Origin of the sequence: Arthrobacter sp. PGP41 (genome assembly GCF_002953935.1) — a bacterium.
Lineage (GTDB): Bacteria > Actinomycetota > Actinomycetes > Actinomycetales > Micrococcaceae > Arthrobacter.
Genome location: NZ_CP026514.1, coordinates 318,479 through 344,950, shown reverse-complemented (window position 1 = coordinate 344,950; position 26,472 = coordinate 318,479). Strand labels below are relative to the sequence as shown.

At 65.6% G+C, this 26,472-nt stretch carries 28 protein-coding genes and 1 tRNA gene; 7 read left to right on the top strand and 22 right to left on the bottom strand.

Annotated elements, in window-relative coordinates; genetic code table 11:
- Positions 1-8 precede the first annotated feature (8 nt).
- The 5 genes from C3B78_RS01590 to arfA form a co-directional block, all read right to left on the bottom strand.
- Positions 9-311, bottom strand: coding sequence for an urease subunit gamma (locus C3B78_RS01590; protein ID WP_104996514.1), 303 nt, complete (start codon positions 309-311; stop codon positions 9-11).
- Positions 312-434: 123 nt separating this feature from the next.
- Positions 435-986 (bottom strand): cysteine hydrolase family protein, encoded by a 552-nt coding sequence (locus C3B78_RS01585; RefSeq protein WP_104996513.1) that lies wholly within the window; start codon positions 984-986, stop codon positions 435-437.
- Between the two features lie 52 nt (positions 987-1,038).
- Positions 1,039-2,043, bottom strand: a complete 1,005-nt coding sequence (locus tag C3B78_RS01580; RefSeq protein WP_104999577.1) for a LacI family DNA-binding transcriptional regulator — start codon at positions 2,041-2,043, stop codon at positions 1,039-1,041.
- A gap of 164 nt (positions 2,044-2,207) precedes the next feature.
- Entirely contained in the window at positions 2,208-2,792 is a 585-nt protein-coding gene (locus C3B78_RS01575; protein ID WP_104996512.1) for an HhH-GPD-type base excision DNA repair protein, read from the bottom strand.
- A gap of 67 nt (positions 2,793-2,859) precedes the next feature.
- Positions 2,860-4,386: an arabinosylfuranosidase ArfA gene (gene arfA / locus C3B78_RS01570; protein WP_104996511.1), complete on the bottom strand. Its 1,527-nt coding sequence runs from the start codon at positions 4,384-4,386 to the stop codon at positions 2,860-2,862.
- 233 nt (positions 4,387-4,619) lie between these two features.
- Between arfA and C3B78_RS01565 the strand changes: the two genes are divergently transcribed.
- The gene (locus tag C3B78_RS01565; RefSeq protein ID WP_104996510.1) at positions 4,620-5,564 is read left to right on the top strand and encodes an ANTAR domain-containing protein; all 945 of its coding nucleotides are present in this window, start codon (positions 4,620-4,622) and stop codon (positions 5,562-5,564) included.
- 24 nt (positions 5,565-5,588) lie between these two features.
- Here C3B78_RS01565 and araA read toward each other — a convergent pair whose 3' ends face one another.
- From araA to araB, 3 genes are read right to left on the bottom strand one after another with little or no spacing between them, the layout of a single operon-like run.
- Complete coding sequence (gene araA, locus C3B78_RS01560) at positions 5,589-7,109, bottom strand: L-arabinose isomerase (protein ID WP_104996509.1); 1,521 nt, start codon at positions 7,107-7,109, stop codon at positions 5,589-5,591.
- 47 nt (positions 7,110-7,156) lie between these two features.
- Positions 7,157-7,870, bottom strand: coding sequence for an L-ribulose-5-phosphate 4-epimerase (locus tag C3B78_RS01555; protein ID WP_199775306.1), 714 nt, complete (start codon positions 7,868-7,870; stop codon positions 7,157-7,159).
- Positions 7,867-9,624, bottom strand: a complete 1,758-nt coding sequence (araB, locus tag C3B78_RS01550; protein ID WP_104996508.1) for a ribulokinase — start codon at positions 9,622-9,624, stop codon at positions 7,867-7,869. Before araB ends, C3B78_RS01555 begins: the two co-directional genes overlap by 4 nt.
- Positions 9,625-9,764: 140 nt before the next feature.
- Here araB and C3B78_RS01545 point away from each other — a divergent pair, with 140 nt between their 5' ends.
- The gene (locus C3B78_RS01545; protein ID WP_234005486.1) at positions 9,765-10,304 is read left to right on the top strand and encodes a hypothetical protein; all 540 of its coding nucleotides are present in this window, start codon (positions 9,765-9,767) and stop codon (positions 10,302-10,304) included.
- On the opposite strand, the gene C3B78_RS01540 is transcribed toward C3B78_RS01545, so the two are convergent.
- The 7 genes from C3B78_RS01540 to C3B78_RS01510 form a co-directional block, all read right to left on the bottom strand.
- On the bottom strand, positions 10,266-11,087 hold the full coding sequence (locus C3B78_RS01540; RefSeq protein WP_104996507.1) for an anti-sigma factor: 822 nt from the start codon (positions 11,085-11,087) through the stop codon (positions 10,266-10,268). The two genes, C3B78_RS01545 and C3B78_RS01540, sit on opposite strands and share 39 nt — an antisense overlap.
- Positions 11,074-11,652, bottom strand: coding sequence for an RNA polymerase sigma factor (locus tag C3B78_RS01535; RefSeq protein ID WP_104996506.1), 579 nt, complete (start codon positions 11,650-11,652; stop codon positions 11,074-11,076). Before C3B78_RS01535 ends, C3B78_RS01540 begins: the two co-directional genes overlap by 14 nt.
- Before the next feature lie 50 nt (positions 11,653-11,702).
- On the bottom strand, positions 11,703-12,476 hold the full coding sequence (locus C3B78_RS01530; protein WP_104996505.1) for a class F sortase: 774 nt from the start codon (positions 12,474-12,476) through the stop codon (positions 11,703-11,705).
- A 116-nt stretch (positions 12,477-12,592) separates the two neighbouring features.
- Positions 12,593-13,426, bottom strand: a complete 834-nt coding sequence (locus tag C3B78_RS01525) for a DUF4397 domain-containing protein (protein WP_104996504.1) — start codon at positions 13,424-13,426, stop codon at positions 12,593-12,595.
- Positions 13,427-13,523: 97 nt separating this feature from the next.
- The gene (locus tag C3B78_RS01520) at positions 13,524-14,549 is read right to left on the bottom strand and encodes a LacI family DNA-binding transcriptional regulator (RefSeq protein ID WP_104996503.1); all 1,026 of its coding nucleotides are present in this window, start codon (positions 14,547-14,549) and stop codon (positions 13,524-13,526) included.
- A gap of 698 nt (positions 14,550-15,247) precedes the next feature.
- Positions 15,248-15,739 carry a bacterioferritin gene (gene bfr / locus C3B78_RS01515; RefSeq protein WP_104996502.1) on the bottom strand — a complete coding sequence of 164 codons (492 nt, stop codon included), beginning with the start codon at positions 15,737-15,739 and terminating at the stop codon, positions 15,248-15,250.
- Complete coding sequence (locus tag C3B78_RS01510) at positions 15,726-15,929, bottom strand: (2Fe-2S)-binding protein (RefSeq protein ID WP_104996501.1); 204 nt, start codon at positions 15,927-15,929, stop codon at positions 15,726-15,728. Before C3B78_RS01510 ends, bfr begins: the two co-directional genes overlap by 14 nt.
- 768 nt (positions 15,930-16,697) lie before the next feature.
- Here C3B78_RS01510 and C3B78_RS01505 point away from each other — a divergent pair.
- Positions 16,698-17,003, top strand: coding sequence for a metal-sulfur cluster assembly factor (locus C3B78_RS01505; RefSeq protein ID WP_104999574.1), 306 nt, complete (start codon positions 16,698-16,700; stop codon positions 17,001-17,003).
- A 297-nt stretch (positions 17,004-17,300) separates the two neighbouring features.
- Here C3B78_RS01505 and C3B78_RS20195 read toward each other — a convergent pair whose 3' ends face one another.
- Positions 17,301-17,687, bottom strand: a complete 387-nt coding sequence (locus tag C3B78_RS20195; protein WP_267895237.1) for a DNA-directed RNA polymerase subunit alpha C-terminal domain-containing protein — start codon at positions 17,685-17,687, stop codon at positions 17,301-17,303.
- A gap of 632 nt (positions 17,688-18,319) precedes the next feature.
- A tRNA-Lys gene (locus C3B78_RS01495) sits at positions 18,320-18,392 on the bottom strand.
- 189 nt (positions 18,393-18,581) lie between these two features.
- On the opposite strand from C3B78_RS01495, the gene C3B78_RS01490 reads away from it, so the two are divergent.
- The 4 genes from C3B78_RS01490 to C3B78_RS01475 all read left to right on the top strand — a co-directional run bounded on the left by C3B78_RS01490 (position 18,582) and on the right by C3B78_RS01475 (position 21,800).
- Positions 18,582-19,241: a hypothetical protein gene (locus tag C3B78_RS01490; protein WP_104996499.1), complete on the top strand. Its 660-nt coding sequence runs from the start codon at positions 18,582-18,584 to the stop codon at positions 19,239-19,241.
- Between the two features lie 316 nt (positions 19,242-19,557).
- Positions 19,558-20,175, top strand: a complete 618-nt coding sequence (locus C3B78_RS01485) for a DUF47 domain-containing protein (RefSeq protein ID WP_104996498.1) — start codon at positions 19,558-19,560, stop codon at positions 20,173-20,175.
- A gap of 1 nt (position 20,176) precedes the next feature.
- Positions 20,177-21,190, top strand: coding sequence for an inorganic phosphate transporter (locus tag C3B78_RS01480; RefSeq protein ID WP_199775305.1), 1,014 nt, complete (start codon positions 20,177-20,179; stop codon positions 21,188-21,190).
- 202 nt (positions 21,191-21,392) lie between these two features.
- Positions 21,393-21,800: a hypothetical protein gene (locus C3B78_RS01475; RefSeq protein WP_104996497.1), complete on the top strand. Its 408-nt coding sequence runs from the start codon at positions 21,393-21,395 to the stop codon at positions 21,798-21,800.
- 1 nt (position 21,801) lies between these two features.
- On the opposite strand, the gene C3B78_RS01470 is transcribed toward C3B78_RS01475, so the two are convergent.
- The 5 genes from C3B78_RS01470 to pstS form a co-directional block, all read right to left on the bottom strand.
- Entirely contained in the window at positions 21,802-22,122 is a 321-nt protein-coding gene (locus C3B78_RS01470) for a hypothetical protein (protein ID WP_158677166.1), read from the bottom strand.
- A 173-nt stretch (positions 22,123-22,295) separates the two neighbouring features.
- Positions 22,296-23,075 carry a phosphate ABC transporter ATP-binding protein PstB gene (gene pstB / locus C3B78_RS01465; protein ID WP_009357830.1) on the bottom strand — a complete coding sequence of 260 codons (780 nt, stop codon included), beginning with the start codon at positions 23,073-23,075 and terminating at the stop codon, positions 22,296-22,298.
- Positions 23,076-23,156: 81 nt separating this feature from the next.
- Positions 23,157-24,269: a phosphate ABC transporter permease PstA gene (gene pstA / locus C3B78_RS01460; RefSeq protein WP_104996495.1), complete on the bottom strand. Its 1,113-nt coding sequence runs from the start codon at positions 24,267-24,269 to the stop codon at positions 23,157-23,159.
- Complete coding sequence (gene pstC / locus C3B78_RS01455) at positions 24,270-25,202, bottom strand: phosphate ABC transporter permease subunit PstC (RefSeq protein ID WP_104996494.1); 933 nt, start codon at positions 25,200-25,202, stop codon at positions 24,270-24,272.
- A 107-nt stretch (positions 25,203-25,309) separates the two neighbouring features.
- The gene (pstS, locus tag C3B78_RS01450; RefSeq protein ID WP_104996493.1) at positions 25,310-26,431 is read right to left on the bottom strand and encodes a phosphate ABC transporter substrate-binding protein PstS; all 1,122 of its coding nucleotides are present in this window, start codon (positions 26,429-26,431) and stop codon (positions 25,310-25,312) included.
- Between the last annotated feature and the right edge of the window lie 41 nt (positions 26,432-26,472).

The following is a 26,472-nucleotide window of genomic DNA, read 5'->3' as shown; positions in this document are numbered from 1 at the left end:
CTGCCCCTTCAGCGGATGGGATTGTGGACGGTGACGAGCTTGGTGCCGTCGGGGAAGGTGGCCTCGATCTGCACATCATGGATCAGTTCGGGCACGCCTTCCATGACGTCTTCGCGCCTGAGCAAGGTGGTGCCGTAGCTCATGAGGTCAGCGACGGTGCGGCCGTCCCGGGCGCCCTCGATCAGTTCGTAGCTGATGATGGCCACGGCTTCCGGGTAATTGAGTTTGAGCCCGCGGGCCTGGCGGCGGCGCGCGAGGTCCGCGGCCACCACGATCAGAAGCTTTTCCTGCTCACGTGGCATCAAATGCATGAGGGTCCCTTCGGCAGCCAGCGGACGGCGTGGGACCCACAGTAGGTGGCGGACGTTTCGGCTACGTTTCGGCTTTGTTATGGGCGGCTCTCCGGTCCAGGCGAGGCTCCGACGGCGGGAGGCTCACCTGGTGAGCCTGGCCAGGATCTCCTCGATGGACTGGACTGGCTGGCGGTAGCTGGTGGAGAGGATGCGCAGCATGTCCGCGGCGTCCTGGCTGTCCTCGGATGCCATCGCGTCCTTGGCGTAGGTGACCCGGATGTTGTGCGCGAACGCGTCTGCGCCGGTCTGGGCGATGCAGTTGTGGGTGGAGACTCCGGCGAGGACCACCTCATCCGCGCCCCAGTTGCGCAGCCGGGACAGGAGGTTGGTGCCCACGAAGGCACTGTCCCGGGTTTTGTTCAGCTGCGGCAGGCCGTCGAGGGCGAGCCCCGGCACTGCCTGGGCCTGCTCGGTGCCGCGGAATACGAAGCCCTGGTCGTCGTCGAGCATGTTCAGCGTCCAGGTTGACTTGTCCCGCTCGTGCTCCGTCCCCACCATCAGGGCCTTGTGGCCGTTCGCTTTGAAGGCCTCCAGCAGCCTGTTGCAGGACGCCACCAGCTGTTCCTGCTGCGCTGCAAGTTCGGGCGCCTCGAAGTACGCGTTCTGCATGTCGATGACAAGAAGTGCAATCATGTCCGGAAACGTACCCCGTGCCTTGCCGTCGAAACCTCGGCAGGTACAACCCCTACGGGGCCGACTCGCGCACTTTCAACTGGAAGCCGGCCTCGACCTGCACACCCTGTTCCTCCATGGCCAGCCCCTCGATCCGGTCGATGAGCAGGCCGATGGAGCGTTCCGCAATTTCCTCCATGCCGGGCGAGACGGTGGTCAGCGAGGGTGCGGCGAACCGGGCCTCGTCGATGTCGTCGAAGCCCGCCACGGCAACCTCCTGCGGAATCCGCACGCCGCGGATCAGCAGCTCGTGCATGGCTCCCAGGGCGAGGACATCGTTCAGGCCGAAGACGGCGTCGAACTCCACGCCGCTGTCCAGGAGCCCGGCCACGGCCGCCGCTCCGCCGTCCCGCCGCCACTCGCAGGGCGCTATCAGTGCCGGATCAAACGGGATTCCTGCATGGTCCAGCGCCGTTCGGTAGCCGCTGAGCCGCAGCCCGGCGCTGCCCGCCGACTCCCCTGGGTAGGCACCAACCACGGCAATCCGGCGGCGGCCGCCGGCCAGCAGGTGGGTGGTCAGGGCGGCAGCCGCTTCCCCGTTCTTCATGGTGACCAGGTCGAACCGGGGATCCAAAATGTGTTCGCCCAGCAGGACCAGGGGCTTCTTGCCGAGGCGGGCGGCGATGCTGTCCGCGTCAACCATCAGGGGGGTGAACAGCAGCCCGTCGGTGAGCTGGCGGAACGGCCCCTGCAGGGCGTTCAGTTCCGCTTCACCCACCGCGTCCGACTGTTCCACCAGGACCCGGTATCCGCGCCGGGACGCCGCCTTCATCAGCCTTGACGCCAGTTCCGCATAGTAGGGGGCCGAAAGGTCGGAGAGGACCAGCCCCAGCATCCTGGTTTTGCCGGACCGGAGGCTGCGGGCGGTCAGGTTGGCCTCATAGCCCAGCTCCGCGATGGCGTCCAGGACCCGCTGCCTGGTGGCGGGCCGGATGAACTCGTAGTCATTGAGCACGTTGGAAACGGTCTTGAGCGACACTCCCGCCACCCTCGCAACGTCGTTCATGGTGACCGCCATCATGGCTCCTTCGTGTGGTTCAGCCGGTTCCTGCCATACATCGTTGCAGAAGATGGCGTGGGTGCCGCAACCAACGCTGCCAGGGGCCAGTGCCGCCGTCGGGCCAAGGGCTAGTGCCGCCGTCGGCCAGGGCAGGGGCGAACGGCCGCGAGGGGAACGGCCGGTCAGGCCTTTGCTGCCTTGGCGGCCGCCTTCGCAGCCTGCTTGCTGGCCCGCACCTTGGCGAGGGACTCCGGGTCCACGATGTCGGCCACGGAGAGGTACGAGCCCTCCTCGCCGTAGTGCCCGGCAGCTTCCCGCCAGCCCTGCGCCTGCAGCCCGCACTGCTTGCCGAGCAGCGCCAGGAAGATTTTGGCTTTCTGCTCCCCGAAGCCGGGCAGCGCCTTCAGCCGGCGAAGCACCTCCGCGCCGTCCGGGTTGCCCCTGGTCCAAATGGCGGTGGCGTCCCCGTCCCACTCGTCTTGCACCGTTTCGGCGAGGGCCTGCACGCGTGCGGCCATTGAGCCGGGGAAGCGGTGCACGGCGGGCCGTTCCTTGAACATCTCCACGAAGGCCTGCGGCTCCTGCGCGGCGATGGCCTCGGGTTTCATTGACCCGATCCTGGTCCTGATCTTCTCCGGTCCCGCGAACGCGGACTCCATTGTGACCTGCTGGTCCAGCAGCATGCCGGTCAGCAGTGCGAAGGCGTCCTCGCTCAGCAATTTGTCCGCGGCGGGATCCCCCGTGATGTGCAATTCCATGCGGTCCATCCTCCCATCCCCGGGCCGCCGCCGTCATGCCGTCCCCGCCCCGGCCCGGCAGGAGTTTGGCTGGCGGCTACTGCCCCACCGCCAGCCGGATCATGGACCAGGACACTGCCGGGAGCTCGGCTGTGAGGCGGCCGCCGTCGGCCTTCACCGTGACGTTTTCGGCCGGCAGGACTGATGTTGAGTCGTCAGCGGTTGCCTGCCAGTACGGGTCCTTGTTCGTGTAGGTGAGCGCCTCCACCACGCGCACGCTGCCCAGCCCGGACAAAGCGGCGTCCAAACCGATCACGTCCGTGGCCGAGCGGTTGACGGCAAAGACAACCGCCTCGCCTTTTTCGGCGTCATGGGTTGCGACGGCGGACACTGCGGCAAAGTCGGCCGTCTTGCCGCCGCTGACCCGCGGGGACTCGACGGCGAGCTGCAGCACGGTTCCGGAAGCGTGGCGGGAGGTGAGCGCGAACGGGTGGAACGTGGTCTGCTTCCAGGCGCGGCCGCCCGGCTCGGTCATGATCGGGGCGATCACATTGACCAGCTGGGCCAGGCTGGCCGAGTGGACGCGGTCCGTGTTCCTGAGCAGGGTGACCAGGAGATCGCCAACGACGACGGCATCCGCCACCGTGTAGGTGTCCTCAAGCAGGACGGGGGCCACGGGCCAATCCTTGCCGGTGGGCACCTTGGACTCGTCGCGGGTCATGTGCCAGACGTTCCACTCGTCGAAGGAGATGTTCACCTGCTTGGCGGACTTCTTTACGGACTTCACGTGGTCGATGTGGCTGACGATGTCCTGGATAAACGCCTCCATCCGGTGCCCGGCGGAAAGGTGTTCCTGCAGGTCGCCGAAGTCTTCAAAGTATTGGTGGGCGGAGATGAGGTCCACCAGCTCGTAGGTTTCGGAAAGGACCACGCGCTCCCACTCCCCGAAAGTGGGCATGGCGGGTCCGGAGCTGCCGCATGCCACAAGCTCCAGGTCCGGTTCGATCATGCGCATGCCGCGGGCGGTGTCCGCTGCCAGGCGCCCGTACTCCAGCGCGTTTTTGTGCCCGATCTGCCAGGGCCCGTCCATTTCATTGCCAAGGCACCACATCCTGATGCCATAGCCGTCCTCCGCACCGTTGGCCCGGCGCTGGTCCGAGAAGGTGGTGCCGCCGTCGATGTTGCAGTACTCCAGCAGGTCAAGCGCCTCCTGCGTGCCGCGGGTGCCCAGGTTCACGGCCATCATGGGCTCGACGCCGGCCTTGGCGGACCACTTGGCGAACTCGTCCACCCCCACCAGGTTGGGGTCGGTGGAGTGCCAGGCCAGGTCCAGCCGGACGGGCCGCTGGTCCGCCGGGCCCACGCCGTCCTCCCAGCGGTATCCGGAGACGAAGTTGCCGCCGGGATAGCGGACCGTGGACACCCCCAGTTCCCGGGTCAGCTCGAGCACGTCCCGGCGGAACCCGTCCTCGTCGGCGTTGCGGTGTTCCGGCTCGAAAATGCCGGTGTACACACAACGGCCAAGGTGCTCAACAAAGGCACCGAAAGTACGCCGGCGGACCGGACCCACCACGAAGGCTGGATCCATGGTGATTTTGGCTGCGGCAGGTTCTGTGGCGGTCATTAAAACGTCCTTGTCTCATCATTTTTACAACGTTATAGAAATCATTGTTCGTGCTGCGGCGGCAGGAGTCAAGCACTGCCTGGTCATGGAGGCGGCCATCCAAGTAGTACCTAATCTCAAAGTCGGGTACCTCTTACGCGTTCGCCGGGACCTGCGGCCCAACTACTTTTTTCTCAGAGACAAGACGTGTTCAGGCTTGTAGGACTTGGCTCACTAGGGGGTGTGAGACGGCAATGCACGCACAGCAGGTAAGCGCGGGTTTCCCGGTCCATCGGACGCGGGTATTAAGCGGGGCCGGCGACGAGGAGGCCTTTGAGACCAAGGCCTCTCCCCCAGCCGTCGCCGGCCCTCTTCGTTCCCGGCAGGGCGTCGACCAGCGGCAGGCACCGGCCCGGCCCGCCGGAAGGCCGGCTGAGTCCGGCAGCCCGGACGGGCTGGTGCTTGATCTGGTGACCGGCACCCACAGCCTGCATGATTCCCTCGACCTTCTGGCGGCCGCGACCGTCCGGACAGTGGTGCGGGCCACGGGGCTCCGGATAGAGTGCGGGGTCCTGGTGCACCAGCCCAAGAGGAATCCAGCCGCTACCGGCACGTCGGACGACGTGGTCCATCTTTTGGAGTGGGAGCGGGAAGCCAAGGAGGGCCCGGTCAACGAGGTCCTTTCAGGCGGCCATCCCGTGGCGGTGCTCCAGCGGAACGGGGACTTCCGGTGGCCGCGGTATTCCACCCAGCTGCAGCTGGCAGGGTTCGGCAGCGCAATGGGGGTACGGCTCCGGGTGGCAACCGACTATGCGGAAAGCGGGGCTGCGGACGGAACCGCTTACGGGGGCATAGGCGCGGCCTTGGCATTCTTCGCCCAGGACGCCAAGGCCTTCCCGCTGCAGGTCATCGCCGAAGCCCGCACCTTCGCCGGGCTTGCCGCGCAAAGCCTCGGAATGGCCATCAGCCTCCACTCGGCGAGGTCAATGGCCACCGACCTGCGCTCGGCGCTGGACAGCCGGACATCAATCAATGTCGCCTGCGGAGTGATCATGGCGCAGAACCGGTGCTCCTACCACGAGGCATTTGCCATCCTCGCCAAGGCGTCCAGCCACCGGAACATCAAGGTACGCCTGGTGGCGGAGGACATCCTCGAGCGGTTGCCCGAGGGTCCGCCCCGTGCCCACTTCGGCCACTAGCCAGGCCGGCAGCCCAAGGACCCGCTAGATGCCGCCGGCCAGCTTGTAGTAGGCGGCGTTCCAGTTCAGGTCCTTCTTGAACTGGCGAATGGTGGTTCCCTCGTCGATGGTAAGCAGCTCGGTCTTTGCGATTTCGGCAAAGTCCTCGAACACGTCCATGCCTACCTGGGTGGAGAGCACTGTGTGGTGCGCGGCGCCGGCGGTGAGCCAGGCGGCGGCGGAGGTGGCGAAGTCCGGCTTGGGCTGCCACAGGGCGCGGGCCACGGGCAGGTTGGGCAGCGGCTGGTCCAGGGGCACAACCTCGACGGCGTTGGCCACCAGGCGGAACCTGTCCCGCATGTCCGAAAGGGCGACGACGACGCCCGCGGAGGCATCGGCGTCGAACACCAGGCGCACGGGGTCTTCCTTGCCGCCGATGCCCAGGGGGTGGATCTCCAGCCTGGGCTTGCCGGCGGTCAGCGAGGGGCAGACCTCCAGCATGTGCGCGCCCAGGATTTTTTCTGCGCCGGGTTCCAGGTGGTAGGTGTAGTCCTCCATGAGCGAGGCGCCGCCGGGCAGGCCCGCGCCCATCACTTTCGCGGCCCGGACCAGGATGGCTGTCTTCCAGTCGCCCTCGGCGCCGAAGCCGTACCCGGCGGCCATGAGCCGCTGCACCGCCAGCCCGGGGAGCTGGCGGAGGGAGCCGAGGTCCTCGAAGGACGTGGTGAACGCCGCTGAGCCGTTGGCTTCCAGGAAGCTGCGCAGGCCCAGTTCGATCCGGGCGCCGTACCGCAGGGAATCGTGCCGCGGTGCGCCTGCGCGGAGCTCCGGCACCACGTCGTAAAGGTCCCCATATTCGGCCACGAGGGCATCGACGTCGGACTCCGCCGCGCCGTGCACGGCCTCGGCCAGCTCGTTGACGGACCAGGTGTTAACCGCGACGCCGAAGCGCAGCTCCGCCTCAGTCTTGTCGCCTTCGGTGACGGCGACGTTGCGCATGTTGTCGCCGAAGCGGGTCAGCCTGAGCGTGCGGACGGCTGCCCAGCCGGCGGCGGCGCGCTGCCAGGACCCCACCTGCCGGGCCACTTCCGGGTTGGACACGTGCCCGACGACGGTCTTCCGGGCGATGCCCAGGCGGGACTGGATGTAGCCGAACTCGCGGTCTCCGTGCGCGGCCTGGTTCAGGTTCATGAAGTCGAAATCGATATCCGCCCAGGGCAGGTCCCGGTTTGCCTGGGTATGCAGGTGCAGCAACGGCTTGCGGAGGAGGTCCAGGCCCTGGATCCACATCTTGGCCGGGCTGAACGTGTGCATCCAGGCCGTGACGCCGATGACGGAATCGTCCGAGTTGGCCTCCAGCGCGGTGCGGCGGATGGCGTCCGGGTCCGTCAGGACCGGTTTCCAGACGATCCGCACCGGAACTACGGAGGAAGCGTTGAGCTGGTTGGCGATTTCCTGCGACTGCGCGGCCACCTGCTTGAGGACGTCCTCGCCGTAGAGGTGCTGGCTGCCGGTGAGGAACCAGACCTCAAAGCCGTCAAGGGAGGTGTTTGCTGCGGTGCTCATGGGTTCTCCTGAAATACGTGTGGGGGCCATCGTGTGGCCGCTGGCTGTTACTGGCCGTAAACGTTCTGGTAGCGGGCGTAGAGGGAGTCGATGGAGCCCTGGTCGATAGCGATCGGCTCGCCCAGCTGCCGGGCGATGTGGACGGTGCGGGCCACTTCCTCGCACATCACGGCGGCCTTCACGGCGGAGCGGGCGTCCTTGCCGATGGCGAAGGGGCCATGGTTCTGCATCAAAACGGCCGGGGAGTTGGAGTTCTTGAGCGTCTCCACGATGCCGTGGCCGATCGAATCGTCGCCGATCAGCGCGAACGGCCCCACCGGGATGGACCCGCCGAATTCATCGCTCATCATGGTGAGCACGCAGGGGATGGCCTCGCCGCGGGCCGCCCACGCGGTGGCGTAGGTGGAGTGCGTGTGCACCACCCCGCCCACTTCGGGCATGTGGCGGTAGACGTACGCGTGGGCAGCAGTGTCCGACGACGGCGAGAGCGGCGGATTGACCCACGCGCCTGTTGCATCGCCATCCACGGGTGCGCCGTAGAGGTCGGTGACCACCATCTGGTCCGGGGTGAGGTCCTGGTAGGAGACGCCGGAGGGCTTGATGACCATCAGCTCGTGGCCGGGGACGCGGGCCGAGACGTTGCCCGCAGTCCATACCACCAGTTCGTACCGGGTCAGCTCGGCGTGCAGGGCACAGACTTCTTCCCTGACGCGGGCGATGGTTTCCAGGATTCCGGTTCCCGCCGCCTTCCCGGCGCTCACGCGGAAACCCCTGCCGTGGCGCGGACAGCGGGTCCTGCCGTGGTGCCGGGAAGCACTGCTCCGGCAGCCCTGCGCTGGATGGCCTTGAGCCGGTGCATCACGTCGTTTGCGCCGCGGCCGAAGTAGTCGTGCAGGGTCTTGTATTCCTGGAACAGTTCCTCGTAAGCAGCCACGTTTTCCGGAATTGGGGTGTACACCTCGCCTGGTTCGGAGCCCATGGCAGCTGCCGCTTCCCGGATGTCCGGGTAGGCGCCGGCGGCCACGGCCGCGTGGATGGCCGATCCCAGTGCCGGGCCCTGGGCGGACCCGATGGTGGAAAGCTGCAGGCCGGTGGCGTCCGCATAGATCTGCATGAGGAGCGGGTTCTTGAGCAGGCCGCCGGCCACGATGAACTCCTTCACGGGGACGCCGGCGTCGCGGAAAGCGTCCACGATGGTGCGGGTGCCGAAGGCGGTGGCTTCCAGCAGTGCGCGGTAGGTGTCCTCCGGGCGCGTGGCCAGGGTCTGGCCCACCACGATGCCGGAGAGCTCGTGGTCCACGAGGACCGAGCGGTTGCCCGAGTGCCAGTCCAGGGCGATCAGTCCGTGCTCGCCGATGGCCTGCCGAGAAGCCAGTTCAGTGAGGTATTCGTGGATTCCCAGGCCCGCCGCTTCGGCCGCCCGGTGGTATTCCGGCGGCACGCCGTACTTGGTGAACCAGCCGAAGATGTCCCCAACGCCGGACTGGCCGGCCTCGTAGCCCCAGAGTCCGTCCACGATGCCGCCGTCCACCACCCCGCACATCCCGGGCACTTCACGTAGTTCGGCCCCGTTCATGACGTGGCAGGTGGAGGTGCCCATGATGGCCACCAGCTGGCCGGGATCAACTGCCTTCGCCGCCGGGGCGGTAACGTGGGCGTCAACGTTGCCCACGGCCACGGCGATGCCCTCCGGCAGGCCGGTCCAGGAAGCGGCTTCGGCAGTCAGGTACCCGGCGGATTCACCCAGCCGGCCGATGGTGTGTTCGAGCTTGGTGTTGACAAAGTCCTTGAACGCCGGGTTCAGCGCGGCCAGGAAATCCCGTGACGGGTAGCGCCCGTCCTGGTAAATGCCCTTGTAGCCGGCGGTGCACGCGTTGCGGACGTACCGGCCGCACAGCTGCCAGACGATCCAGTCGGCTGCCTCAACCCAGTGGTCCATTGCCGCGTAGGCTTCCGGATCTTCTTCAAGGAGCTGCAGGCCCTTGGCAAACTCCCATTCGGAGGAAATGAGCCCGCCGTAGCGGGACAGCCAGTCTTCGCCGCGCTCGGCTGCCAGCCGGTTGATGCGGTCCGCCTGTGGCTGCGCCGCGTGGTGGCGCCAGAGCTTGACGTAGGCGTGCGGACGGTTTTCAAACCCTGGCACCTCGTTCAGCGGTGTACCGTCCGCTGTAGCCGGCACCATGGTGCAGGCGGTGAAGTCCGTGGCAATTCCGACGACGGCGGCCGGGTCAATCCCCGCCTCGGCAAGGGCTGCGGGAACAGCTTTGCGCAGGACCTCCCGGTAGTCGTTGGGCACCTGGAGGGCCCATTCGCCGGGAAGCCGCACGGTTCTTCCGTCCGCGCCGCGGCCCGTCACATCCTCCGGGAGGCGATCCGTCACCACGGCATGCGGATAGTCATACACACCGCTGCCGAGTTCCTTGCCGTCGCGAACCCGCACCACTACTGCGCGGCCCGAGAGCGTTCCGTAGTCTACGCCGACAACAAATGTGTCCGGGGCACCCACTGCGTCCATAAGAAGCTTCCTCCATAGCTGCCGCAGTTTCGCGGCCTGAGCACAATTGTGAGCGCTAACAAGAACGAAGTCAACAGCGTAGACCCTGCGAAACGGGGTAAGGGCAGGAAGATTGCAAAAGGAACTATGGGAGGGGCGCCATGGAGGGTGCACAAACGGCGCCGGAGATGGCGGGGTCAGTCGGTGCCGCCCGGGGCAGCTCCCCTGCGTGGCTCTCCGGCCCGCTCTCTGCCGGGCTGGGACTGTCCGCCCACCTGGCGGCCGGCGGACAGGCGCCCGGGCTCCTCATCGTTACCGCTCTGGCTGCCCTGCTGGGCATGGCCGGGTCGATGGCCGCCTCGATTGCCCGCGGCCGCCGGCCGCCCGGGTGGGCTGTGCTGCTCGCCGCAGGGCTGGTGCAGCAGCTGCTGCACGTGGCCTTCGAAGCGTTCTCAACGGCCAGCGGCTTTTCCCTTCCCGGCCATCATGGCGGGGCGCCAACCCCGCAGGTGCCGGCCCCCGCAGCACCTGCCGCGGAAGGAGCCGCCGCCACCCACTCCCCGCACCTGATGCTGCACCTCCACGTGGCAGCCGCACTGGTGGCCACGGTTTTGGCCACCACAGGGACCACCTTGCTGTCCGCGGCGCAGCGGAGAGGCCGCTCAGGTATTGAGCGTGCCCCTGGCGATGCTAACGCTTGAATGGGCCGGGTTGCCGTCCACGGGTTCGTCAGAGACGTCAACAATGGGGTACTCCGAGAGTTCCAGGCCGGCAGGCAGTTGGAAGGTCCCCGATTCGGAATTCAGCACGCCCAGGCTCACCAGCCGTGAGAGGTCGGGGGCGATCAGCCAGACTTCCTGGTAGCCCTTCGCCTCGTCCTTGCTGAGCTGTATCTCCAAGGCACGGGAGCCGTCCGCCGCCTCCACCACCTTTGCCGAACCGGCGGCGGAGAACTGGGCAAGTGGCGCCAGGTCCGCCTCCGCAAGCGGCCGGGGCGCCTGGTTGAGCGACCACACAGCACCTGCGGTGACCAGGACTGCCGCTGCGGCAGCGGCCATCCAGGTTCCCGGGCGCTGCCACCAGGCTGTGGTTCGGCGCTCGGCGGGGCGGGTTCCAGCCCTGTCCTGCAGGGAAACAGGCTCCGCCGCAGACTGCCCGCGGGCTGTCTCCTCACGGCCGGCAACTGCTTGACGTTCGGCAGGAGCCGGGCGTTCCGCCGCCGCCGGCCCGGCGCTGGCCAGCGGATCCTCCTGCACGGACTCGGACAGGCCCAGTTCCCGATGGATCCCGGCCCACACGTGGGGGCCGGGGCGCTCCAGGCTGCCGGCGTCCGGCGTCGTCTTTACCGCCTCCACAGCCCGGCGAAGGGCAGCGAAGTCTGCGGCGCACTCAGGGCAGACCCGCAGGTGTTCCCGGCTGCCGCCGTCGTCCCAGTCGTCGTACAGGGCAAGGAGGCTCAACTCTTCCGGATCAAGGTGCGGCATGGTTTACCTCCAATCTGTTCCTCAGGTGGGACAAGCTGCGGCGGATGTGGCTTTTGACGGTACCAAGGGGCAGGCCAAGTTTCCTCGAAATCTGCTCATGGGTCAGGTCATCGTAGAAGGCAAGCTTCATGATGGAGCCCTGGGGTTCGCCGAGCCTGTCCAGTTCCCCGTCCAGGAGAATCCTGTCAGCCAGGAGTTCTGCATCTTCAAGGCCGCTCCCGGCTTCATCCGCCAGGCCGGCTCCCGCCACCGCGAGGGCCTTCCGCGTTTCCCGGGCCGAGGCGGACAGGGTGTCCGAGATGACGTTCCGGGTAATGCCCACGATCCAGGCGGGAAGCCTGGCAACCTGTGGATTGAAGGTGCTCCGGGAGCGCCATACGCGGATGAAGACCTCCTGGGTGACATCGTCCGCCGCCGAGCGGTCCGGCAGGGAACGCACTGCAAGGGTGTGCACCAGCGGCGCGAATTCACGGTAGGCAGCGGCCAGGGCGCGTTCGTCTCCGGCCAGGAAGGAGGATGTGAGCTCATCTTCCCAACCCCGCGAAGCCTGGTCGGGAGTTGCCAAACGTGGCTCCTTCGCGGCGTCGGTGGCGAGATTCAAGGCAGCATCACCGTTCACTCAAGGACCGCGGTGACAATCACATTGTCGCTGTAGTCCATTCGTTCGTCCAGCCATTCGCCGCCGCAGGTGACCACCTTGAGTTCATGCGGACCCGTGCGCCGGAACACGGAATCTCCGTCAAATTTGTCCTTGGCCATCAACTCCACCGTGACCACCCGGTAGTTCAGGGCAGGGGCACCTTGGCGCCCCACCTGCACCAGGGTTCCTGGGGCCACCGTCTTCAGCTGCGAGAACGGTGCGTTGTCCGATTTCGTGTCGATGTGCCCGGCAATGACGGCAGTACCGGCCGCGGATCCCGGGGGCGGGCCGAACCGGTACCAGCCCGCCCGGTCGAAGGCGTCCGGGATTTCCATCGCCCCGCCGTTCGCAACTCCCACCGGCACCAGGGGCATGTCGATGGAAGTCCCTGCCACGGTGAACCAGGCCGGGTAAGGCTCCGCTGCCGCTGATTCCGGAATGGCGGGCCGCACAGGAAGGTCCGGAACCGGCGCAGCCCCGGCGGCCGCCGGGGTTTCCGGCTGGGCCGGCCCCGGCGCAGCTGCCTGGCTGGCGGCCGGCGGGGAGGATGGGGCGGGCTTGGAGGAGCCCGCTGCGCAGCCGGCAAGCAGCAGTGCGGCCGCGAACAGGATCCCGGCCGCAGAAAAAACAGAAGGACGACGGCGGCACTCGCCTGCCGTCGTCGTGGCTGTCTTTATCTGTCCGGCGTTGGCCTGCGCAACGTTTGCGTGGCCGGCGTTTGCCCTGCCACCGTGCTGTCTCGGGTCCATCTTTCCGGCCTTTCTCATGTCCGCGCCCGGGCGGGAACCTGCAGCTGATGGAACAAGCAACTGATGGGACAAGGGGGCGGCCGCCCGGCTTCCACCGGGCGGCCGCCAGTGGGGATTTACCCTGCCCGGCGGGCGGCAACGGTACGGGCTACGCCTAGGCCGCCGAGGAGCAGGGCCAGCGCTGCGGCGCCGAAACCAACCGTGAGTGCCGCCGGGTCAGTCGACGCAGCATCGCCGGAGCCGTCACGGGCTCCCGGCACCGAGGCGGGAGCGGAGTGCAGGCCCTCGATGGTCTGCACGGCCAGCTGGAGGTTCTTGTCCGCCAGGCTGCCCCAGGCGTACACGATGGTGTGCGAACCCTCGGCGATCGTGACGTCGGCCGGACCGATGACCGGTGCCGTGGTTCCGGCGGCAGCGACTGCAGCCGAAACGGTGCCGGGGTCAAGCGTGAGGGTCTGTTCGTTCGGGTTGGCGAGGTTGGACACTACCGCGGCGCCGCCGGCGAGGACGTCCACGGCGGGAGCTGCGGCGGTGTGCCGGACGGTCAGCTTGCCCTTGCCGGCCTCGATCCGGGAAACGTTGTTGGTGAAGAGGTTGGCGGTGGGGTTGCCTGCTGCGTCGAGGTTGGCGACGGCGGTGTAGTTGCCGTTGGCGGCCAGCGTGACACTGACCGGGCCTATGACGGCCGCGGACGCGTCGGCGGCATCCGAGGCGGTTATGGCGAGTTCGTAGGCCCCTGGCGGCAGTGCCAGCGGGCCGGCCAGGCTGCCGGGGGTGAAGTCGTCCAGGGTCCGGTCCCCGTTGACCCAGACATCCACGGTCAAGCCCGGTACGCCGTGGAGGACGGACAACTGTGCATCCCCCTCCGCAGCGTGGGCAGGGCCGGCGAGAGCTATGGCTGCCGCGATTGCCGCCGCACCGGCGCCTGCTGTAAAAATCCTGTTGCGCATGTCCTTCTCCTTGATCGGCCCGCCGTACGGGCGTTTTTGCTTACACCCCTACTACCGGCGCAGCATCAAGGTTGGATGCACTTGCATGGAAATTTGTTCAGGATTTTTTGGCCGCGGGCGGGGCTGTGCTCGCCCGGAGGACCAGTTCCGGCGTGACCACAGTGGAGCTGACGCCGGCGCCGGCTTCGATCTCCTTGAGCATGATGTCCATGCAGCGCCGGCCCAGCTCCTCGAAGTCCTGCCGCACCGTGGTGAGCGGCGGGGTGAAGTACCCCGATTCCGGCTGGTCGTCGAACCCCACCACGGAGACGTCGTCGGGCACCCGGACCCCCGCTTCCGCGAAGGCGCGCAGTACGCCCAGGGCCATCTGGTCGTTGCCCACGAAGAGCGCCGTCGCGGTCCGCCCGGCCGCGAGCTGCCGGCCGGCCTCGTATCCGCTGCCGGCGCTCCAGTCGCCCTGCACCAGGAGGTCGTCGGCCAGATCGGCAGCCCTGAGTGCCTCGCGCCAGCCTTCGGCGCGCTCGGAACCGTCCGTCCAGTCCTGCGGCCCGGCAATGTGGCCGATCCGGCGGTGGCCCCGGCTGATCAGGTGCTCGACGGCGAGCTGGGCGCCGCGGCGCTGGTCCACCATGGCGCCGCTGACGCTGCTGCTGCCGAGGGATCCCACCGCCACCACCGGCACGGTCAGCCGCATTTCTTCCAGGGCCAGCAGGGTGTCGGCGTGCGGCACCAGCACCGCGATTCCGTCGACGGCCTGGTCCATGAAGTGGTTGACGGCGGCGGAAATGGCATCCCTGCCGACCTCGCGGAGGGCTGCGATGCTGACAAAATAGCCGGCGTTCCGGGCGGCCTGTTCAACTCCGAGGAGCGTGTTGGCCGGACCGTACTGGGACAGTTCATTGGCCAGGACGCCGATGGTCTGCGATCGCCGGGTCACCAGGCTACGGGCGGCGGTATTCCGGCGGTACCCCAGCTCGGCGATTGCGGCCTCCACCTTCGCTCGCGTCGCTCTGCTGACATTGGGATGGTTGTTGACCACCCGGGAGACCGTCTGGTGGGAGACCCCGGCCCTGTCCGCCACGTCTTCAAGGCGCGGCATCCGCCCCTTGCTGCTTTTTGCCATGTGCCTATTCTGCCTGCGCGGAGAGGATTGCAGCTTCCGGCACGACTGACAAACACCCCGAGCGGGTACAAACAGGACAGATGATCCCACCCCGCCCGAGCCAAGCTTGGCACCGAGGCCGCTGAGGCCGTGGGCGACTAGGCAGGCAGTCCTGGGCTTGTTCGCGAATCCGCGCCCTCAGGGTTAGGAACCGCGAAGAAGCTTGGGAACGCCGGGATGTCACTTTCAGAAGCAGACTGCACTGAATGTCCAAAGTCCTCTGCACTAAGCCTTGATCCACCGATCCGCCCGGGTGAATCCGGATGCGTCGGGCGCGGCGGCGATCCTGGCCGGATGTGGGTGGGTTTGCGGCGGATCGTTCCGGTACGGGCCTTGCCGAAGGGCCCGGCAGCGGGGATCCCGGCGGCGCAGGCGGAGGTTGTAGGCCATGACGCGGCAACGAACCAAGCCGTTTTAACGGCACAAACGCTTGAGGGCATATGTGCCAGCGCGCTGTCCTTCAGGTCGGCATTGACCTGCTCGATATTATGCAGACGTCTGCACATCGATTATCTTGATGTCCGGGTTATGCCGATGGTTCCGTGAAATTGCTGGTCAGCGTCGTGTTGATGGCGAATACTTCGGCATAAAGAGAGAGGGCGCTGCTTGGTCTTAACTTCGCGCCGATTCCCGCGTCGAGTGACCGGCAGCCGGCCGGGTCAGCCCTGCGGGCCGGTGCCGGCCGCGATGTGCTGGGCGAGGTACGCCTCGACGCCGACGCGTTCGATCGCGTCGAGCTGCCCCTCAAACCAGTCGGCGTGCTTCTCCTCGTCGCGGACCATGTCCTCGAAAACCGCGGCGGTGCCATGGTCACCGAGCTCGCGGCACTCCTTCGCCGAGGCGTTGAACTGCGTAACGGCCGCCTTCTCGCTGACGAGCGCGAGGGAGAGCATCTCTTGCGCCGTCTCGCCGACGGTGATGGCTCCCAGCTTCTGCACGTTGGGATGGCCGTCGAACATGAGGATCCGGTTGATCAGGTCGTCGGCGTCGCGCATCTCGTCGATGGACAGTTCATAGAAGACCTTGCCGAGTGCGCTGAGGCCCCAGTTGTCGAGCATCCGGGCGTGGAGGAAGTAGGTGTTCGTGACGGTGAGCTCCAAGGTGAGCGCGTCGTTGAGGAGCTCTGTGATCCGTGGGCTAGCTGGCTGCACCGTCGACCTCCAGGAATGCTTGTTCTTGCTCTCGATACTGGCACACCAGTGCCTTCACCGTAAAGATGCAGGAACCGCAGTCCTGGGCGGCCCCGGTGCTGCGGCAGACGGCCCCGACCGAGCCGGCGCAGTCAGCGAGGGCAGCCTGGATGTCACGGTCGCTGACTACCTTGCAGTGACAGACGATCATGGCGCCCTCCTTCCTCGGAGTTCAAGGTTAGGGAAGCCTTACCTATTTGTCCATTCGGGGATGCGGCACGCGCTCGGCGGGGCAGCCGTCGATCTCTCTGCGAGGCCATCTCCGCACGTCCTGCGCCGTGCACGCTGGGGACGAAGACGTCAACAGACCGCCGGAGGACACCATTCCGGCGACGCGGCTTTGCCCCATAAACGCGACTGCAGTAGGGATGGGACCCAGGGACGCCTGAAATTGCCATGGTGTACGCCCAGGAAGGCACCATTCGGGGCCGTCACCGTGGTGAACTGGCCCAACTCGGCCCCACCGGCTACGGGTAGGCCATATCCGCCCGGCTTGTCCCGGTTACTTGCGTCGGCCCCATTAACGAAGCGTCAGATGCGTGTTTTCAAGGAGCCGCTTTCAAACTATGATCACAGGATAGCGGTTGCTTAGGTAAGGCTTACCTTGCTTCCGCGGTAGACTGTAGCAGGAGTCTTTGAGCTACATGAACAAGCGCATGACGTAATGGAAGTGCCTGTTTGAAGACACTCGACGCGGATCTTGTCCCCGCCGTGCAGACGACTCTCGCGGGGCGGACACCCTGCTGGGAGCTGCTCAATTTCAGGTTCAGACTGCAGGAACTGCAGAAGTGGGCGGCCGGCGCCTTGCGTAGCCGTCCGCCGGGCTGCGGTCGCTGGGCGGTAGCGGTGTGCCACGGCATAAGAAGGAACAGTGTCTGAGACAGAGATCAGCCCGAGAACTGCAGCAAACTCCGCCCCGATGCCCCTTGAGGATGTGGAGGAAGCCCTCAAGGAGGTCTTTGACCCGGAGCTGGGAGCCAATGTCGTCGATCTCGGGCTCCTTTACAGTCTTGAGTATGGGGAGGGCAGCGCAGTGGTGATCACAATGACGTTGACCTCGGCGGCCTGCCCTTTGGCCGAGGTCATCGAGGAGCAGGTTGGCAGAGCGATGAACGGCGTTGTCCAGGAATGGCGTTTAAACTGGGTCTGGATGCCGCCCTGGGGACCGGATCGAATCACCGAAGAAGGCCGAGAACAGATGCGTACCTTTGGCTTACAACTCTAGGATCCCGGTGCAAGCTCCCGGGGTTTGACGGCGGAATTTTTCAGGCTGGACGGCACCAACGGGAGCTGGTCTGCTTCTCCTTGGTGGTTTCCCGTGGTTGGTTGATCCATGCGGGGACAGTCGAGCGACGCCCTACAGAAGGCCGGGTGCGACAAGGTCTACAAAGACACGATCAGCGGCGCCAAGCCCTAATGCCCCCGCCTCAACCAGGCGCTGGACAATCTGCGCGAACGTGACACGCTGTGGGTGTGCAGGCTGGACCGCCCGGGCCGGAGCGTGAAAGACCTCCCTCCCAGGTCAGGGATTGTCGTCCCTTGGCCCGATCCATGCCTTGTGGTTGGTGACGTGGCGATCGGTCTTGGATCGGCTCCGACCGCGGCGTGGTGGTACCTGGGCAAACGCCACAGAAGGTTTATCCGTTGGTGCGAGCGAAAGGTTTTCCAGGGCGAGTGAGGCCTCGATGACCTTAAGCATTCCTTCCCCAAGACCCATGATCTCTGTCATGAGGTCCTCTTTTGACCGGGCGATCAATTGTCCCACCGAGCGCACTCCGTTCCGAAGCAGAGCATTTGTTGCTCTTGAGGGGAGGGCGAGTTCAGTGACAGGGCGAAACCGGGCGAGCTCCCGTTCCCGGGGTGAGGCGTTCACAGGCTTTCCCCGGCCGTGATCCCGAAGCCAGTACATTTTGTCCAAACCAGGCGGCACCCAAGGTGATGAATGGCTGCAGATCCATATGAAACGGCCATGACGTCCAAGGCGGCAGTTTCGGACATAACGTTCTCCCTTTCCCTAAGCGCGCGGCGGCAATCGGGTCATCGATCCGCACCACGTCGCAGGAGCTCCACCCGAAGTGTGACGGGCATAACTCTGAATGCGTGCATAATCTTATTTGAATATTCGGGCGCCGATTGACTTCCGGCGGACCTTCCGTGCCAGGACGGCACGAGGACCTTGTGGGCGGTTTTCCAAGCCCCCTGCTGCACGGGACTGTTGACATCCGATTGCCGGAAGACGGTCATGCGGATCAACGCCAAGGTCCGGTGCGGCCTGAAAGTCACCCAAATCAATTTCACGACATTCAACGTGGCCAACAGCCCAGGTGTCCCTACGGTAAAACACTCATCTGCCGGAATTGATCTCCACTTCTGAGGATGCCTGAACGAGCCTGGGCGCGTTCCGATTCCGGACATTCAGTGCGAACGACTTCTGATAATGACACCGGCCCCTGATGCTCGAATCCTGCATGAAGTCAAGGAAAAACCCCCGGTTCCCTGCTGGTGCAAGGAACCGGGGGTTTCCACTCTTCGCTAGAAGAGTGGGCCCTGTGGGGCTCGAACCCACGACCCACGGATTAAAAGTCCGATGCTCTACCAACTGAGCTAAAGGCCCCCGCCGGATGGTGCAACGCCGTAAGCGCTGGCCAACTCGGCCCAATCCATTTCTGGACGTTAATACTCTAACCCATGGTTCCGGCGCGTTCGCACGAAGCTGCCCGTCCGCCGTCGGCCGCGGAATCCTGCGACCGCCAACAGCAACGGATGCTCGATTTCCGCCTTGGCACAGGAGTAGCGTGGGGGCATGAGTGAGCAAGCAGGATCCAGTCCTTACGGCGGCGCGAACCGGCACCATAAGCCCAAGCCCTTCGCTCCCATCGACTTCGAGCCCTTTACCGGGGGCGCGGATCCCGCGCGGGTGTCTGAGGCGGCCCACCTCGCGGCCCAGGCCTTGGTCCGCCACGGCCGCGACAGTGACGATCCCGTGGTCACTGAGCGCCTGGTGAAGCTCGCCGACGAGCAGGGGCTGGAGGCCATCGCGGAAATGTGGGCCGAAAGTCCGGCGCGTTCACTGCCCGGCGCGTTATGGCGCCTCTACGCCCTGCGTGCCGCCACGGTCCAGGACCCCGAGCGCATTTCCGTGTACTTCCGGGCCGGCAAGGACACAGCCCAGGTGTCCAACGTGGTGGCCGGAGCGGCCGAACCGCCGGGCGCCGATGAGATGCGGGCCATGGCGGATGCCATCCTCTCCGGCGCGTTCGACGGCGAGTTCGACGTCGCGCTGGAACGTTCCGCAGCCTTTTGCCGGGTTGTGGCACTCGGCCAGGCGACCATCGCCGACGGTGCCGAGCACGGCAACGAAGCACACGCCAGCAAACTCACCCGGAACTCGCACCAGCTTGTGAAAACCGCTGAGGACCTGGAGCATGCGGCGAATGCGTGGCGGCTGGGCGAACTCGACTGAAACCGGCCCGCCTGCCCCGCCGTTGCCCAATCTGTCAAGATTGACTTGCGCCAGGCAAAGTAGAAAACTGAAATCGGTGCCGAGCCGCGAAACCCCCGGGCTTCAACAATTAGCCGCCTAGAGCGGCCTACCGCCGAGAGGCGTATCCGGTTCGGCACCATTTTTCTGCCACTTTTCCTCCCGTCTTTCCGGACATTCCGGGCCTGTTTCCAGGCGCCAAGTTACGGGCCGGTAGAGTTGGCTCAGTTGCGCGCCGGGGTCAAGTCACACGGCAGCAACACCCCGCCCGTACTTTTCCCCGGAGACCGGTAAACACGTGAAGCTGCGCCTTTTCCCCCAGGAGCCCGCCGGGCTGGACCTCCTTTCCCAGTTGGCCCAGCAGATTGTGCTGGCAGCCGCCACCCTGGCTGAAATTCTTGGCGTCCCTGCAGCTGAACACGACAAGCTGGTAGAGGACATGCACAACCACGAGGCGAAGTCCGCGGAGCTGCACTTCGCCCTCCTGACGCATATGCGGTCCAGTTTCGTGAATCCCCTACCCCGCGAGGACATGTACGCGCTCTCCCGCTACCTCAACGAGGCGATGGAGAAGATGGACGCGGCTGCGGAGCTGGTGGCCCTCTACAAGCTGGAGCGGCTGCCCAAGCGGGCCGCAGACCAGCTGGAGATCATCAGCCGGCAGGCTGAACTGACCGTGGATGCCATGCGCCGGCTCAACAACCTCGATGACCTCGAGGATTACTGGATCGAAATCCTCCGCCTCACCAAGCGCGCCGAACGCACCCACCGCGTATGGGTGGCGGACATGATCGCGGACATGAAGTGGGCGCAGTATTCCCGTAACCGGGACATCGCCAACCAGCTGGTGGAAGTCACCAAGGACATGCGGCGGATCGCCACCCAGGTAGGCAGCCTCATCGTCAAGGAATCCTGAGGTGACAGCGGTCATCTTCGGCATGGTGGTCCTGCTGTCTGCGGCGTTCGCCTTCCTCAACGGCTTCCGTGACGCGTCCACCTCGGTCGCGCTTGCGGTCCGCACAAGGGCACTCACCCCCAGCGTCGCAGTGCTGCTGGCAGCCTTCTTCAACTTCGTTGGCGCCCTCCTGAGCGCCGGCCTGGCTGTGGCCATCAGCCGGGCATGGATCAGCCTTCCTCCGGGGCCGCAGGGCCTCAGCATCCTGGTGGCCGGGCTGGCCAGCGCGTGCGCATGGGGAATTTTGCTGTGGTGGCGCGGCATCCCCGCCTCATCCACCCATGCCCTGGTGGGCGGACTTGCCGGCGCCGGACTGGCCAGCCTGGCGGTGGGCGGCACCGGCGTCGGAGGGGTGGACCAGTCCCTGCTCTTCCAGGTAGTACTTCCGCTGGTGCTGTCCCCGCTCGTCGCGTACAGCGGCGCCTTCATGCTGGTGTATCCGGCCACCTGGGCCGCCCGCTACTCCCAGCCCAATGTGGTCAACCACCGCTTCCGCCGGAGCCAGGCAGTGGCGGCCGGGGCCGTGGCTTTCGGACACGGCCTGCAGGACGGGCAGCGGGTGAGCGCCGTGCTGCTGCTGGCGCTGTTGGCGGCCGGGTATGCCGACGGCGGCTCGTTGCCCCTGTGGGTGATGCTGCTGACAGCGGTGATGATCGCCGCCGGGACCATGTTCGGCGGCTGGCGGATCTCGCACACAATCGGGTACAGAATTACCCGGGTGGATCCGCTGCGCGGGTCTGTGGCCCAGACTTTCAGCGCCGTAATGCTTTTTGTGGGTGCCATTGGGCTCCATTGGCCGTTGTCCACCACACACACTGTGACTTCGGCGGTCCTCGGGGCGGGAGAGAACCAGCATTTTTCCGTGACTAACCGGAAGCTGGTGATCCGGATCGTGGGGCTCTGGGTCCTCACCCCCGCCGCCACGGCTGCACTGGCATTCGTGCTGGCTTTGGCGCTCACCCCGGTGGCTGGCTGAACCTGGTACGTCCCGGCGTCATGCGGGTTTTAGGTTCCCCTGTACACGCTGATCACGGTGACGTAGATTCGAGAGTAAGTCTCCGGAATCCCGTGCTCACGATTTCCGGGGCCGGACATCCGCCGCCGGGTGCAGGGCCGCGGACTGGGCCGCTGCAGCATATCGGCGGCATGGATGCACCTCGCGGAAATGATCAGGCATCATGTCTACTTCGAATCCCCGGCGTTCCCTGCCCCAGCCGCGGCAGCTGCGCTGCGAAACCTGCGGGACCGAACATCGATTAACCATCCACGCCATCAGGGCGATGGGGGCAGCCAACGGGGACCTGGTCACCGTTGCCTACACCTGCAACGACTGCCGGCTGTTCCAGGAACACCTCGCTTATGCACGGGATGTGGCGGCGGCGCTGCACCAGGTGCGCTGGATGGCGCAGGTCATCCTGTTCGGCGATGAGTACATCCACTGCGGGTTTCCCATGGAAGAAGCCGAGTTCGAGGTCGAACGGCTCTGCTACCGCAGCAGCAACAACGGAGGTGCCCTGAACATGGTCTCGCTGCCCACGCGGGTCCTGCGCTGCCGGTGCGGTTTCCAGCTTGAAGTTCCGGAGTAGGCTAAATCCCTGCCGGCCAGGCGGACGGGGCGTCCAGCAGGGCCGCTTCCAGTTCCTGGGACGTCATGTTCGCCGCCTGGAGGAGCGCGCCGTGGTCCACTCCGGAGCTGGCTGCCTCTTGGACAGCTTCCCTAAGGGATTCGTGGGCGGCATCGAGTTCCCACTGGACGCTCTCCAGGTAGGAGCTGGTGCGCCAGACCGCGGAGAGGTGCTCCCCGCCTGCTGCTTCTCTCCTGACGGCCATCCCTGCCGGATCTTCCCGTCCGGGATTTCCGGAAACTTTGAAGTGATGGCCCACAAGGCCATGCCCCGTCTGTGTCAAGAAAGCTCCTAAGCCTGCAATTTACTAGTTAGACAAGTATCTAGCTGAGCTTACTAAATGGCGGGGCCTTGGACAACACGCGTTCTGAAGCCGCCCCGGCAGGAGAAAGCAGAAACCCGGGCAGGATGGATTCCCGCCCGGGCTTCTTGTTGCGCCTTGTTTATGCCGGCGGGTTATCCGAAGCGGCCGGAGACGTAGTCCTCCGTGGCCTTCTGGGTGGGGTTGCTGAAGATGGTGTGCGTGTCTCCGACCTCGATCAGCTTGCCGGGTTTTCCGGTGCCTGCAATGTTGAAGAAAGCGGTCCGGTCCGAGACGCGGGCTGCCTGCTGCATGTTGTGCGTCACGATCACCACCGTGTACTGGTCCTTGAGCTCATTGATGAGGTCCTCGATGGCCAAGGTGGAGATGGGGTCCAGCGCCGAACACGGCTCGTCCATGAGGATCACCTGCGGCTCCACGGCGATGGCACGGGCGATGCACAGGCGCTGCTGCTGCCCGCCGGAAAGGCCCGAGCCCGGCTTCTCCAGGCGGTCCTTAACCTCGTTCCACAGGTTTGCGCCCTTCAGCGAGCGCTCCACCAGGACGTCGGCCTCGCCCTTGGAGATCTTCTTGTTGTTCAGCTTCACGCCTGCCAGCACATTGTCCCGGATGGACATGGTGGGGAACGGGTTGGGCCGCTGGAACACCATGCCGATCTGCGAGCGGACAGTCACGGGGTCAACGCCCGGGCCGTACAGGTTGTCGCCGTCGAGCAGGACCTCGCCCTCCACGCGCGCGCCGGGAAGGACCTCGTGCATGCGGTTCAGGGTTCGCAGGAAGGTGGACTTTCCGCAGCCCGAGGGTCCGATGAACGCGGTGACGGACTTGGCCTCGATGTTGATGGTGACGTCCTCCACGGCGAGGAAATCGCCGTAGTACACGTTCAGGTCCTTGACGTCGATGCGCTTAGACATGGTGTTCCTTCACTAACTGGGTATGAATTGAAGTCTAGGTTCCGGCGGGAAGGACCGGAAGGGACGGTGGCCTGAAAACAGTCAGCGGCCCGTCTTGGGGGCGAAGACCCGGGCGATCAGCCGGGCGCCGAGGTTGAGGACCATCACCAGGATGATCAGCACCAGGGCCGCCCCCCAGGCGCGCTGGGAGGACGGGTCCGGGTTGGCCGGCGATGTGGGGTTCAGGATCTGGGTGTAGATGAACGTGGGCAGCGAAGCCATCCAGCCGCTGAACACGTTGGAGTTGATGCTGGTGGCGAACCCCGCGGTAACCAGGATGGGTGCCGTCTCACCGATGACGCGGGCGATCGCCAGGGTGACGCCCGAGGCAATACCGGAGATCGCCGTCGGGATGACAACCTTGACGATGGTCCGCCACTTGCGCACGCCCAGGGCGTACGCGGCTTCACGCAGTTCGTTCGGAACGATCTTCAGCATCTCCTCGCTGGAACGCACCACCACGGGGATCATGAGCACGGAAAGCGCGACGGCGGCAACGGCGCCGGTTTTGGTGCCGGGGCCCACAACGGCGAAGAAGAAGGCCGCCGCAAAGAGGCCCGCCACGATGGACGGAATGCCGGTCATGACGTCAACGAAGAACGTGATGGCGCGGGCCAGCCGGCCGTCGTTGCCGTACTCCACCAAATAGATGGCAGTCAGCAGGCCCACCGGCACCGAAATGACCGTGGCCAGGATGGTGATCTGGATGGTGCCGATCAGCGCGTGGTAGATACCGCCCAGGACCGGGGCGCCTTCCTCCACTGCCCGGTTGTCGTAGACACCGGTGACCCCGTTCATGGACCTTGTCAGGAATCCCGGGTTGAGGAGTCCGGGAACACCGTTGACCAGGACAGTCCAGATCACTGAAATGAGCGGCAGAAGGGCGATGAGGAAGGACCCCACCACCAGGCAGGTGGCCAGCTTGTCCTTTGCCTTGCGGGAGCCTTCCACGGCTGCACTCCAGGACACCAGCCCGATGGCAAACAGCAACGCCGAGACGATGCCCCAGCCGACGGGGTTGAAGCCCACCAAGGCCATGATGGCAGCACCCAGGATCAGCGCAGCGGCAAGGACGACGTATGGCGCATACTTGGGCAACTGGCCTTTGGTAAGTGCCGAACGCTTGCTGCGCACAGGGGTAAGCGTGGAGGTCATTTAGTTGGCTCCCGAGAATTCTTTGTGCCGGGTGATGATCCAGCGCGCGATCATGTTCACGGCCAGGGTGATGACGAAGAGGACCAGGCCGGCAGCGATGAGGGTGCTGACCTTGAGGCCGCTGGCCTCCGGAAAGTTCAGGGCGATTTCCGCGGCGATGGTCTGGTTGCCGGACTGGATCAGGCTGGCGGTGAGTGCGCCGGAGGACAGCACCAGGGCAACGGCCATGGTCTCGCCGAGTGCACGGCCCAGGCCCAGCATGACGGCGCTGATGATGCCCGGCCGGGCAAACGGCAGGACGGACATCTTGATCATTTCCCAACGCGTGGCGCCCAGGGCGAGCGCAGCTTCCTCATGCAGCTTGGGGGTCTGGAGGAAGATCTCGCGGGACAGGGAGGTGATGATAGGGAGGACCATCACAGACAGGACGATGCCGGCGGTCAGGATGGTCTTTCCTGTTGCGGAAGCCGGACCCTGGAAGATCGGCAGCCAGCCCATGTTGGCGGCCAGCCAGTTGTAGGCGGGCGAGATTTCCCTCGCCAGGAAGGCCGCGCCCCAGGCGCCGTAGATGACGGACGGGATGGCGGCCAGCAGGTCCACCACGTAGCCCAGGCCGGAAGCGAGTCCGCGGGGGGCGAAGTGCGAGATGAACAGTGCGACGCCGATGGCGATGGGTGTGGCAATGACCAAGGCGATGACCGCAGCGATGAGCGTGCCGATCACGATAGGCCAGATGTAGGCGAAGAAGCCGGCGCCGCCCTGGATTTTGTCGGCCGGGGCGGTCAGCGCGGGGATTGCCTGGACAACCAGGAAGAGTGCGACGCCGAAGAGGACGGCAAGAATGAGGCAGCCAGCGGCCAGCGCGGCGCCCGAGAAGATTTTGTCCCCGGCGCGCCCGGCGCTCTGGGTACTTGTCAGGGGGGTGGCGGTCATTCGACGGCCCTTCGGTCGGTAGCTGATTCAGGAAAGATGCGTTGCCCAATGCCAAGTTCCCCGCACTGCCTTTCGGCAGGCGGGGAACCCGGTTTCAGAGCGGCTTATTAGGACTTGACCTTGATGGAGTCGATAGCCGCTGCTGCCTTCTCTGCAAGGGTAGAGGAAAGCGGGGCCGACTTGGCGGAATCCGCGGCGGCCTGCTGGCCTTCCTCGGACACTACGTAGTTTTCGAAGGCCTTGACCAGGTCAACGGTTTCCTGCTTGTCGTAGGTGCTGCAGACCACGTGGTAGGAAACCAGCACCACCGGGTAGGCACCCGATGCGGTGGTCTTGCGGTCCAGCTTGATGGCGACGTCATTGGTTGAACGGCCTTCAACGGCCTTGCCTGCCTCGACGGCCTTGGCTGCGGCGTCGGAGGAGATCTTGACGAACTCGTTGCCCACCTTGATGGAGGCGGTGCCGAGCTTGCCGCCCACAGCTGAGTCGTCAGCGTAGGTCACGGCGCCGGGGGTGTCGGTGACGGTCTTGACTACACCGGAGGTGCCCTTGGCGTTTTCGCCCTGCAGGGTGGCAGGCCACACGCCGGAGGACTTGTCCGTCCAGACCTCGGGTGCTGCGGAGGCCAGGTAGTCGGTGAAGTTGGTGGTGGTGCCGGAGTCATCCGAACGGTTTACCGGGGTGACCTTGAGGTCCGGCAGGTTGACGCCCTCGTTCAGGGCGGCGATGGCGGGATCGTTCCACTTGGCGATTTCGCCGCGGAAAATCTTGGCAACCGTGGTTGCGTCCAGCTTCAGGTCCGTGATTCCGGGGAGGTTGAAGGCCACGGCGATCGGGGAGATGTAGACCGGGATGTTGATGGCGCCGTCGGGACCGCATACAGCCTTGGAGGCCTCGAGCTCTTCGTCCTTGAGGTAGGCATCCGAACCGGCGAACTGGGCCGAGCCGTCAATGATGGCCTTGCGGCCCGCACCGGAGCCGTCCGGGGAGTACTGCACGGTGGCGCCCTGGTTTGCGGAGGCGAAGCCTGCCTTCCACGCGTCCATGGCTGCGCCTGTGGAGGATGCGCCGATGCCGGTCAGGGTGCCGGTGACCTTGGGGCCTGCAGAAGTCTGGTTGCCGGTGGGCGAGGTGTTCGTGGCGTTGTCTGAACCGCAGGAGGTAAGCGCGAGAGCGCCGGCTGCGATAACAGCGATAGCCGCGTGGCGGCCGAAGCGGAGTGCCTTCACTAGATGTACCCCTTCCAGGGTTTTTTCAGTTGCGGTCAGGG

Coding starts and splice junctions, on each gene's coding strand:
- C3B78_RS01590 (WP_104996514.1), bottom strand. CDS start 311: ATGCATTTGATGCCACGTGAGCAGGAAAAGCTTCTGATCGTGGTGGCC.
- C3B78_RS01585 (WP_104996513.1), bottom strand. CDS start 986: ATGATTGCACTTCTTGTCATCGACATGCAGAACGCGTACTTCGAGGCG.
- C3B78_RS01580 (WP_104999577.1), bottom strand. CDS start 2,043: ATGGCGGTCACCATGAACGACGTTGCGAGGGTGGCGGGAGTGTCGCTC.
- C3B78_RS01575 (WP_104996512.1), bottom strand. CDS start 2,792: ATGGACCGCATGGAATTGCACATCACGGGGGATCCCGCCGCGGACAAA.
- arfA (WP_104996511.1), bottom strand. CDS start 4,386: ATGACCGCCACAGAACCTGCCGCAGCCAAAATCACCATGGATCCAGCC.
- C3B78_RS01565 (WP_104996510.1), top strand. CDS start 4,620: ATGCACGCACAGCAGGTAAGCGCGGGTTTCCCGGTCCATCGGACGCGG.
- araA (WP_104996509.1), bottom strand. CDS start 7,109: ATGAGCACCGCAGCAAACACCTCCCTTGACGGCTTTGAGGTCTGGTTC.
- araB (WP_104996508.1), bottom strand. CDS start 9,624: ATGGACGCAGTGGGTGCCCCGGACACATTTGTTGTCGGCGTAGACTAC.
- C3B78_RS01545 (WP_234005486.1), top strand. CDS start 9,765: ATGGAGGGTGCACAAACGGCGCCGGAGATGGCGGGGTCAGTCGGTGCC.
- C3B78_RS01540 (WP_104996507.1), bottom strand. CDS start 11,087: ATGCCGCACCTTGATCCGGAAGAGTTGAGCCTCCTTGCCCTGTACGAC.
- C3B78_RS01530 (WP_104996505.1), bottom strand. CDS start 12,476: ATGGACCCGAGACAGCACGGTGGCAGGGCAAACGCCGGCCACGCAAAC.
- C3B78_RS01525 (WP_104996504.1), bottom strand. CDS start 13,426: ATGCGCAACAGGATTTTTACAGCAGGCGCCGGTGCGGCGGCAATCGCG.
- C3B78_RS01520 (WP_104996503.1), bottom strand. CDS start 14,549: ATGGCAAAAAGCAGCAAGGGGCGGATGCCGCGCCTTGAAGACGTGGCG.
- C3B78_RS01510 (WP_104996501.1), bottom strand. CDS start 15,929: ATGATCGTCTGTCACTGCAAGGTAGTCAGCGACCGTGACATCCAGGCT.
- C3B78_RS01505 (WP_104999574.1), top strand. CDS start 16,698: ATGCCCCTTGAGGATGTGGAGGAAGCCCTCAAGGAGGTCTTTGACCCG.
- C3B78_RS20195 (WP_267895237.1), bottom strand. CDS start 17,687: ATGTACTGGCTTCGGGATCACGGCCGGGGAAAGCCTGTGAACGCCTCA.
- C3B78_RS01490 (WP_104996499.1), top strand. CDS start 18,582: ATGAGTGAGCAAGCAGGATCCAGTCCTTACGGCGGCGCGAACCGGCAC.
- C3B78_RS01475 (WP_104996497.1), top strand. CDS start 21,393: ATGTCTACTTCGAATCCCCGGCGTTCCCTGCCCCAGCCGCGGCAGCTG.
- pstB (WP_009357830.1), bottom strand. CDS start 23,075: ATGTCTAAGCGCATCGACGTCAAGGACCTGAACGTGTACTACGGCGAT.
- pstA (WP_104996495.1), bottom strand. CDS start 24,269: ATGACCTCCACGCTTACCCCTGTGCGCAGCAAGCGTTCGGCACTTACC.
- pstC (WP_104996494.1), bottom strand. CDS start 25,202: ATGACCGCCACCCCCCTGACAAGTACCCAGAGCGCCGGGCGCGCCGGG.